Consider the following 374-nt stretch of genomic DNA (forward strand, 5'->3'; position numbering starts at 1 on the left):
TTATTTCTCGGTTAAAATTATAATTAAAATATAATTAATACAGAAAATAATATTATCTAGTTTTCAAAGAACAAAGTTGACACTTTCGTGTCAATGGAGAATAACGGGATCGAACCGTTGACCTCCTGCTTGCAAAGCAGGTGCTCTCCCAGCTGAGCTAATTCCCCAAAATATTCGATTGTCACTTACCAGTAACGATGGGTCTAAGTGGACTCGAACCACCGACCTCACGCTTATCAGGCGTGCGCTCTAAACCAGCTGAGCTATAGACCCAAAAGCGCGAACATTTATTTTAACGAGAGTAAAACTCTCAAAACTAAACAAGACTTCAATAATGTAAGGTTTCCGAATTTTTCCTTAGAAAGGAGGTGATC

2 tRNA genes are annotated in these 374 nt (G+C 38.5%); both read right to left on the reverse strand.

Going from position 1 to position 374, the window contains the following annotated elements:
* Positions 1-94: 94 nt before the first annotated feature.
* A tRNA-Ala gene (locus AC6UD8_RS07045) sits at positions 95-167 on the reverse strand.
* Between the two features lie 31 nt (positions 168-198).
* Positions 199-273, reverse strand: a tRNA-Ile gene (locus tag AC6UD8_RS07050).
* Between the last annotated feature and the right edge of the window lie 101 nt (positions 274-374).

It is taken from the genome of Fructilactobacillus sp. X1R3C1 (assembly GCF_059901545.1).